The 8,219-nt window shown below is 73.8% G+C and carries 7 protein-coding genes and 1 pseudogene; 4 read left to right on the plus strand and 4 right to left on the minus strand.

Going from position 1 to position 8,219, the window contains the following annotated elements:
• The 3 genes and pseudogenes from ACIQOV_RS16150 to ACIQOV_RS16160 form a co-directional block, all read left to right on the plus strand.
• Window positions 1–347: pseudogene (locus tag ACIQOV_RS16150) on the plus strand (hypothetical protein); the annotation flags it as partial.
• The gene (locus ACIQOV_RS16155; RefSeq protein ID WP_401049018.1) at window positions 344–1,306 is read left to right on the plus strand and encodes a DUF6895 family protein; all 963 of its coding nucleotides are present in this window, start codon (window positions 344–346) and stop codon (window positions 1,304–1,306) included. The pseudogene ACIQOV_RS16150 and the gene ACIQOV_RS16155, both read left to right, overlap by 4 nt.
• Window positions 1,303–2,340, plus strand: a complete 1,038-nt coding sequence (locus ACIQOV_RS16160) for a serine hydrolase domain-containing protein (protein ID WP_401049020.1) — start codon at window positions 1,303–1,305, stop codon at window positions 2,338–2,340. The genes ACIQOV_RS16155 and ACIQOV_RS16160 overlap by 4 nt, the downstream gene beginning before the upstream one ends.
• Before the next feature lie 33 nt (window positions 2,341–2,373).
• Here ACIQOV_RS16160 and ACIQOV_RS16165 read toward each other — a convergent pair whose 3' ends face one another.
• Window positions 2,374–3,036 carry a LysE family translocator gene (locus ACIQOV_RS16165; RefSeq protein WP_401049022.1) on the minus strand — a complete coding sequence of 221 codons (663 nt, stop codon included), beginning with the start codon at window positions 3,034–3,036 and terminating at the stop codon, window positions 2,374–2,376.
• 167 nt (window positions 3,037–3,203) lie between these two features.
• Between ACIQOV_RS16165 and ACIQOV_RS16170 the strand changes: the two genes are divergently transcribed.
• On the plus strand, window positions 3,204–4,550 hold the full coding sequence (locus ACIQOV_RS16170) for a PLP-dependent aminotransferase family protein (protein ID WP_401049024.1): 1,347 nt from the start codon (window positions 3,204–3,206) through the stop codon (window positions 4,548–4,550).
• Between the two features lie 114 nt (window positions 4,551–4,664).
• On the opposite strand, the gene ACIQOV_RS16175 is transcribed toward ACIQOV_RS16170, so the two are convergent.
• From ACIQOV_RS16175 to ACIQOV_RS16185, 3 genes are read right to left on the minus strand one after another with little or no spacing between them, the layout of a single operon-like run.
• Window positions 4,665–5,570 (minus strand): SDR family oxidoreductase, encoded by a 906-nt coding sequence (locus ACIQOV_RS16175; RefSeq protein WP_401049026.1) that lies wholly within the window; start codon window positions 5,568–5,570, stop codon window positions 4,665–4,667.
• The gene (locus ACIQOV_RS16180) at window positions 5,567–6,574 is read right to left on the minus strand and encodes an alpha/beta fold hydrolase (RefSeq protein WP_401049028.1); all 1,008 of its coding nucleotides are present in this window, start codon (window positions 6,572–6,574) and stop codon (window positions 5,567–5,569) included. Before ACIQOV_RS16180 ends, ACIQOV_RS16175 begins: the two co-directional genes overlap by 4 nt.
• A complete protein-coding gene (locus tag ACIQOV_RS16185; RefSeq protein ID WP_401049030.1) occupies window positions 6,571–8,145 on the minus strand; it encodes a flavin-containing monooxygenase in 1,575 nt (524 codons plus the stop codon). Before ACIQOV_RS16185 ends, ACIQOV_RS16180 begins: the two co-directional genes overlap by 4 nt.
• Window positions 8,146–8,219: the final 74 nt, after the last annotated feature.

Genomic DNA, 8,219 nt, shown 5'->3' on the forward strand with positions numbered 1-8,219 from the left:
CCTCCCCCATGCCCGGACCGGCCGACCTGGGCTGGCAGTCCTGGTCGGTACGGATGGCGCAGTTGTCCGTGCTCGCGCTGCCCGGACTGGACGGTCCGGTGCACGACGCCGCCCGCTCCGGCACCCTGCACCTCGCCCACGGCACCGTCCGCTCCATGCTCCGACGGGACTTCACCACCGCCGTACGGCTCGCCCGCTGGCTCGCCTGGACGAGCGCCGAGGGGCTCCCGCCACGGCTCGAGGTCGAACCGGTCCTGGACCGGACCCGCCTGGTCGGCATCGGAGCCGTCCGGACGCGACTCGAACTCGCCGTCGCCCAGCGCCTGTTGGAGGGAATCCCGGCATGACCGACACCCAGACACTCACCATCGCCCAACAGCTCGGCACCCGCGCGCTGTCCTGGCTGCACACGTCGTACCAGGGCAGCTACGGCACGTTCGCGGACAACAGCGTCATCAACCTCTCCGAACCGGACGACATCTACAAGCCGCTCTGCGAGGTCGCGATGGCCTCCTCCCTGGTGCTGCGCGACGGGGTCGCCGGACCGCACGACATCCATGCCGCGCGCGACCTCCTCACGACCGCCTGGGGCCAGCTGCGCGAGGGCGACATGCTCTACGAGCGCCAGCTGCGGTACGTCACCATCACGGACCCGCTGGAGACGTACGCCCACTTCGCCCGGCTCGGCCACCGGCACGCCGCACTGGAGGAGTTGCTCGAATCACTCAGCCGGCTGCGGGCCGTGCACGCCGTCGAGATCCAGGGCAGCCGACAGCTGGCCGTGGCCAACGCGCGTCGGATCATCGGACTCAGCCACCGGCCGGACTGGGCCGCGCTCGCCGCCCGCACCTGGCTCGGCGCGCTCCCCGAACCCTGGACCGTCTCCTGGTCCACCGCCTACCAGGTCACCCACACCGTCTTCCACCTCACCGACTGGGGCGCCCGACCCCAGGACCTGCCCGAACCGATGCGGGACTACCTGCACGACTGGCTGCCGGTCTGGCTCGACATCTGGCTGGAGATCGGCGAGTGGGACCTGGTCGGCGAGCTGCTGATCGTCGACTCGTGCATCGGGGAACCCATCACCGGGCGGTCCGGCTGGGAGGCCCTGGCCTCGGTGCAGCGGGCGGACGGCCTGGTGCCCCGGGACAACGAACCGATCGAGGACGACGAGGAGTTGGCCATCCGCGCACACGAACACACCGCCGTGGTCGCGGTCGTGGCCTCGACGGTCGCACTCTCCCGGGCACTCGGCGGCGCGGACGGCGCGGACGGCGCCGACACCGCCGACATCGCGGCCGCATGAACGAACTCGACACGGCCGTCCGTGCGGCAGTGCGGGCGGCCGCGCCGTACGCGACCGCGGTCACCGTGGCCGTGGCGCGCGAAGGGCAGGGCGAGGTGCGATGCTTCGGGCGCCTCGCGCGAGGGCGGGCGGCGGCATGCACCCCGGACACCGTCTTCGAACTCGGCTCGGTCAGCAAGACGTTCACCGCGCTGCTGCTCGCCGACCTGGCCACGCGCGGCGAACTCGCCCTCGACGACCCGGTCGAACACCGACTGCCGCCCGACTGGCGTCCGATGACCGTCCGCTCCGCCGAGCCGATCCGGCTGCTGCACCTCGCCACCCACACCTCGGGGCTGCCCGGGTTGCCACCCGGACTGCTCGCCGGAGCCGTGCCGACCTGGCAGACCAACCCGTACGCGGCGTTCGGCGACGACCGGTTGAGAGCCGCCCTGGCCCGAACCACCGTGCGCGGCAGGCCCGGCAGCATGTACCGGTACTCCAACTACGGGGTCGGACTGCTCGGGCGACTGCTGGCCGAGACGGGCGGACTGCCGTACGGGGAGTTGCTCGCCAAGCGGGTCCTGGTGCCGCTGGGACTCGATGCCACCACTTGCGCGCCGGACTCGCCGGACTCGCCGAGCCGGGCGACCGGCTACCGGCGTGGACGGGCGATGCCGACCTGGCGGATCCCCGGACTGCCGGGCGCGGGCGCGGTACGGGCCAGCGGAAGCGACCTGCTGCGCTACCTCCAGGCCCATCTCGGCCTGGAGGAGGGCGAGTTGGGTACGCCGCTGGCCGAGGTCCAACGGGTCAGGCTGCGACTTCCGCACTCCCCCGACGAGCTGTGCCTGGTGTGGAACCACCGCCGCTCGGGCGGGCGCGAGCTGTACTTCCACACCGGCGCGACCCGGGGGTTCACCGCCTTCGTCGGGTTCTCTCCGACGGGCGCGACCGCCGTGGCGGCCCTCGCCAACACCGGCCCGAAGCGCGGCGGACGCTTCGTCCAGGCGGGGTACGAGGTGCTGCGGACCGCCACCGGCCGTAGCACCTAGCATCTCGCACCTGGACCGCTACGGCCTCGGCTCTCAGACCGCCACGGCCTTGGCGCGGTCGGCGGCGATGTGCACGGCGAGGCCGGCGAGGACGGTGCCCATCGCGTAGCGCTGGATCCGCAGCCAGCCGGGGCGGCGGTTGAGGAAGGCGGCGATGCCGCCCGCGCTCACCGCGATCAGGCCGTTGACGGTGATCGCGATCGCGATCTGAACCAGGCCCAGCAGCAGGCTCTGCACCGCGACGTGGCCGCGCTCCGGGGCCACGAACTGGGGCAGCAGCGAGATGTACATGATGGCGATCTTGGGGTTGAGCAGGCAGGTCAGGAAGCCCATCGCGAACAGCCGGCGCGGCGGGTCCGGCGGCAGCTGCTGCGGGGCGAAGACCGCCGTGCCGCCCGGCTTGACCGCCTTCCAGGCCAGCCAGAGCAGGTACCCGGCGCCGGCCAGCTTGATCACGGTGTAGAGGGCGGGCACCACGGAGAACACCGCGGCCACTCCCGCCGTCACCGCGACCAGGTAGACCAGGAAGCCGGCCGCGACCCCGGTCAGCGAGATCAGCCCGGCGCGGCGGCCCTGCGCGATCGAGCGCGAGACCAGGTAGATCATGTTGGGCCCGGGCGACAGCACCATGCCCAGGGCCACGGCGGCGATCCCGAGTACGGCCCGGCCGTCCACGGCCGATGTCAACGCGTCCATGCGAGGAGGCTAGGACGGACCATTGGGTCGATGCAATGATGACTTTGCACTCGGTGCAATGTGGGCCGGGGCCCCGCGTGAGCCGGCGCATGGGCCGTCGCGTGGACCGGCGCTTGGCCGGCGCGCGAGTCCGCGAGCAACGAGGGACCTCTGGAGGCCGACCGCCGATGGACGACTACCGCCTGATCGCCGACCGGATCGCCGCCGAGATCGCGGACGGGCGACTGCGGCCCGGCCAGCAGCTGCCCACCCAGCGCGCCTTCGCGCGCAGCCGGGGCATCGCCAACTCGACCGCCGGACGCGTCTACCGGGAACTGGCCCGGCGCGGGCTGACCGTCGGGGAGGTCGGGCGCGGGACGTTCGTCCGGGCCGGGCGCGCACCGGACGGCACCCGGGTGCCGCTCGCGGAGCCGGCCTCCGCCCCCGTGGACCTGGAGCTCAACTACCCCTCCGTCCCCGGGCAGGCCGAGCTGCTGGCGGGCGCCCTGGCGCCGCTGCTGCGTCCGGACGCGCTGGGCGACGCCTTGCGGCCGGTCGGCGCGGCCGGGACGGTCGCGGCCCGGCGGGCGTTCGCGGGCCTGGTGTCGGCCGGCTCCTGGGAGGTCGGGGCGGAGCGACTGCTGTTCGCCGGCAACGGGCGGCAGGCCATCGCCGGGGCCCTGTCCGCGCTGGTGCCGCCCGGGCAGCGGCTGGGCGTGGAGGAGCTGACCTATCCGGTGGTCAAGGCGGTGGCGGATCGGCTGGGCATCGTACTGGTGCCGCTGGCCGTGGACGAGCACGGACTGCTGCCGGAGGCCGTGGCCGCCGCCCACCGGGCCGGGCCGCTGCGCGCGGTGTACGTCCAGCCGCGCCTGCAGAACCCACTCGGCGCGAGCCTGCCGCAGGAGCGGGCGGTGGCACTCGTCGCGGTGCTGCGACGGCTCGACCTGCCGGTGGTCGAGGACGCCATCTGGTCCTTCCTGCGACCCGAGCTCGCGCCGCTGGCCGCGCTCGCGCCGGAGCGCACCGTGCTCGTGGACAGCCTCTCCAAGCGGCTCGCCCCGGGGCTGACCACCGGGTTCGCGGTCGTCCCGGCGGCGTTGCGCGAGCGGGTGGCGGGGGCGCTGCGCTCGGGCGGGTGGACGCCGAGCGGTTTCGCACTGGAGGCGGCGGTGCGCTGGATCGGGGACGGCACGCTGGCCGCGGTGGAGGCGGCGAAGCGGGCCGACGCGAGGGCCCGGCAGCTGCTGGCCCGCGAGGTGCTGACGGGACGACGGCTGCGGTCCGACCCCTGCTCGTACTACCTGTGGTGGGAGCTGCCGACGGGCCGACGGGCGGAGGCCTTCGTCGCGGAGGCGGCGCGTGCCGGGATCTCGGTGACGCCCGCGGCGGCCTTCGCCGTCGACCCCCGGCGCTCGCCCTCCGCCGTCCGGGTCGGGCTCGCGTCCCCGCCGCTGCCGGTGCTCGCGCGGGCGCTGGAGACGCTGGCGGGGATCGCGGAGGGGGCGGGTGAGCGGCGAACGGACGACAGCTGACAGATTTCAAAATCTGTCAGCTGTCAGCCGTCATCTGTTCGCTGTCGTCCGTCGGCTGTCAGCTGTCCGCCGTAGGCCCTTCGCCCTCAGCCCTCAGCCCTCAGTCCTCACCCGTCAGTCGCCCGCGCCGCTCCGGCGCCCCCGGGCCGCGGTGTCCGCCGCGCCCCCGGCGCCGACGGCGCGCAGGCGGCTCGCCGCGGTGGCGGCGAGCTGGGGTGCGATCCGGGCCACGTCCCGGGAGCCGACCACCGCGATCAGGGACGGCAGCAGCCAGCGGACCGGCTGCATCCCGCGCAGCCAGGCCTGCGCGTAGACGTGGGCGGACCGGCGGGCGATCCCGGCGACGATCCGGTCCACCGCGGGCTCCAGCGGATACGTCTTGTTCGCCGGCCACGGCAGCCGGGAGCGCATCTGCTTCAGCACGGCATCCTGGTCGGCCCCGCGCACCATGTCCGTGTCGGTCCAACTCAGGTACCCGACACCGACCTTGACCCCCTGGTAGGCCACCTCCGCACGGATCGAGTGGGCGAAGGCCTCCACCCCGGACTTGCTGGCGCAGTACGCGCTCATCAGCGGCGCAGGGGTCAGCGCCGCGAGCGAGGCGATCTGGAGCAGGTAGCCGCGGCTCTCGGCGAGCGCCGGCAGGAACGCCCGCGCGGTGGCCACGCTGCCGAGCAGGTTGACCTCGATGACCCGGCTGAACGCCTTGTGGTCGCTGTCGGCCAGCGGACCGCCGATGGCGATCCCGGCATTGGCGACGACGGCGTCGATCCGACCGTAGTGCTCCTTGATCCGCCGGGCGGTGTCCTCCAGCGCGTCGAGGTCGGTGACGTCCACCTCCCAGCTGCTCGCGGACGGCCCGCACTGCGCGGCGGCGGCCTTCAGCTCCTCCGGCTCCAGTCCCAGCAGGGCGACCTTGGCCCCGCGCCGGGCGAGCTTGCGGGCCAGCGACGCACCGACGCCGCGCGCGGCACCGGTGACGACGACGACCTGCGCGGACAACGGCGGGATGGCGTTCATGCGACGGCGGTCCTCTCATCGACGGAAGCGGAAGCAGCACCGGCGGGAGCACCACCGGCCGAAGCAGCACCGGCCGAAGCAGCACCGGCCGGCGCGGACGCCAGGTACGCGGCGGCCATCCGGTGGATCTCGGCGGCGACCTCGTCCGGGCGCTCCAGCGGCGACATGTGGCCGACCCCGGGCAGCAGCAACAGCCCCTGCGCGTCCTGGAGTTCGGCGACGATCCGGTGGGCGTGCACCGGCGGGGTCAGCCGGTCGCCGGTGCCGACCACCACCGCCGTGGGCGCGGCGAGCCGGGCGAGCCCGGCGTGGACGTCCAGCCGGTCCAGCACCGCGGCCCAGTTGGCGCGGACGGCGGTCGGGCAGGCGTGCACGATCCGGGCCGTCGCCTCGACCTGGCCGGCGGACGAACCGGGCCCCATGGTGGCGTACTTGAGCGCCACCCGGCTGACCGGCGAGACCGGCCCGAGCGGCATCCGGGAGCGCAGCAGCTGCCGGTGCAGGAAGCGCCGCAGGCCCCGGGGTCGTACGGCCGGTGGCAGGACGGTGAGTTCCGCCACGAGGTCGCCCGGCCCGGTGGAGATCAGGACGGCCGCCGCGGTGCGGTCGGCGACCTCGGGGCGGCCGCCAGCGGCCATGATGGTCATCCCGCCCATGCTGTGCCCGGCGAGCACGGCCCGCTCGCCCGCCGGAACGGTCCGCGCGAGTACGGCGGACAGGTCCTCGGCCAGCGCCCGGGTCGAGTAGCGGGCCCGGCTCGGCGGGATCTCGCTGTTCCCGTGGCCGCGCTGGTCGTAGGCCACCACCCGGTAGCGGTCGGACAGCCGGCGGATCACCGGGGCCCAGAAGGCGGTGGAGCAGGTCCAGCCGTGGGCGAGCACCACGGTGGGCGCTCCGGGCCGGCCGTGCACCTCGACGTGCAGCCGGATGCCGTCCGCCGACCGGACGCTCAACTCCTCCACCGGACGCGGCGGTTCGTAGTCCTCGGGCAGCCGGGCGCTCACGCGGAGACCTCCTGGGCGGTGGTGCGGGTGGCGGCCGGTGCGGCGCGCATGATCAGCTCGTACTCGCCGAGGTCGACCTTGCGGGTGGCCCGGCGGAACGAGGTGGTGGAGCCGGGCCAGAGCACGGTGTTCTTGCCGTTCGGGTCGAGGTACCAGCTGAGGCAGCCGCCGGTGGTCCAGACGGTGCGGTCCATCCGGTGCTGGAGTTCGAGGTTCCACTGCCGCTGGGCGCGCGCGGTGGGCTGCATCGCGGCGGCACCGATCGAGCCGAGCGTGGTCAACGCGTCGATCATGTAGTTCAGTTGGGACTCGATCATGAGGATCATCGAGCTGTTGCCGAGGCCGGTGTTGGGCCCGATGACGAAGAAGAGGTTCGGGAAGCCGTGCACGGTCGAGCCGCGCAGCGCCTCCATGCCGTCCTTCCACTCCTCGGCCAGGCTGGTGCCATTGGCGCCGAACACCCGGGCGCCGATGGGCATGTCGGTGACGTGGAAGCCGGTGCCGAAGACGATGGCGTCCACTTCGTGCTCGCTGCCGTCGGCCGCGACCAGGGTGGAGCCGCGCAGTTCGCGCAGGCCGGAGGAGACGACCTCGGTGTTGGCCGCCGCGAGGGCCGGGTAGTAGGTGTTGCTGAGCAGGATGCGCTTGCAGCCGATCCGGTAGTCCGGGGTGAGCCTGGCGCGCAGCTCCGGGTCGCGGACGCCCTGGGCGATGTGCCGCTCGGCGAGCCGCTGGACCAGGCGCAGCAGCCCGGGGCGGCGCACGAAGGCGTCGACCTGGATCTCCCGGAGGGCGAAGAGCGTGCCGCGGCGGATCTTCGTGGTGACCGGCAGGCGGCCGTGCAGCCACCTCTCCAGCTGGGTGATCTCGCGGTCGCGACGGGGAAGCACCCACGCCGGGGTGCGCTGGAAGACCGTCAGCTTGCCGACCCCGGGCTGGATCGACGGGATGATCTGGGCGGCGGAGGCGCCGGTGCCGACCATCGCCACGCGCTTGCCGGTCAGGTCGAAGTCGTGGTCCCAGCGGGAGGAGTGGAAGACCTTGCCGGGGAAGCCGCTCAGTCCGGGCAGGTCGGGGATCTGCGGGTCGGCGAGCGGTCCGGCGGCGGAGACGACGGCGTCGGCGGTCCACTGGCCGGCCGAGGTGGTGATCCGCCAGCGGGTCTGCTCGCTCTCCCAGCGGGCTTCCAGTACTTCGGTGTTGAAGCGCAGGTGGGGGCGGAGACCGAAGACGGTGGCGACCTTTTCCAGGTAGGCGCGGATGTCCGGCTGGCCGGAGAAGCTGCGCGGCCAGTCGGGGTTGGGCGCGAAGGAGAAGGAGTAGAGGTGCGAGGGAACGTCGCAGGCGCAGCCGGGGTAGCTGTTGTCCCGCCAGGTGCCGCCGACGGAGTCCGCCCGTTCCAGCACCACGAAGTCGGTGATCCCGGCGCGACGCAGTCGGACCGCGGCGCCGAGGCCGCCGAAGCCGGAGCCGATCACCGCCACCCGGACGTGCGGGGCGGGCTCCTGCGCAGCGGCGGTGTCGGTCGCTGCGGACGCGCCGGAGCGGGGGCGCTTGCTGCTGGGTGCCATGCGGCAAACCTCCTGAGGGTGGGACGGTGATCGTCGCGCTCTCCCGGGGTCGCGGCCCCGGAACCTCCCGGGGG

Source organism: Kitasatospora sp. NPDC091257 (assembly GCF_044757675.1).
Classification (GTDB): domain Bacteria; phylum Actinomycetota; class Actinomycetes; order Streptomycetales; family Streptomycetaceae; genus Kitasatospora; species Kitasatospora lactacystinica.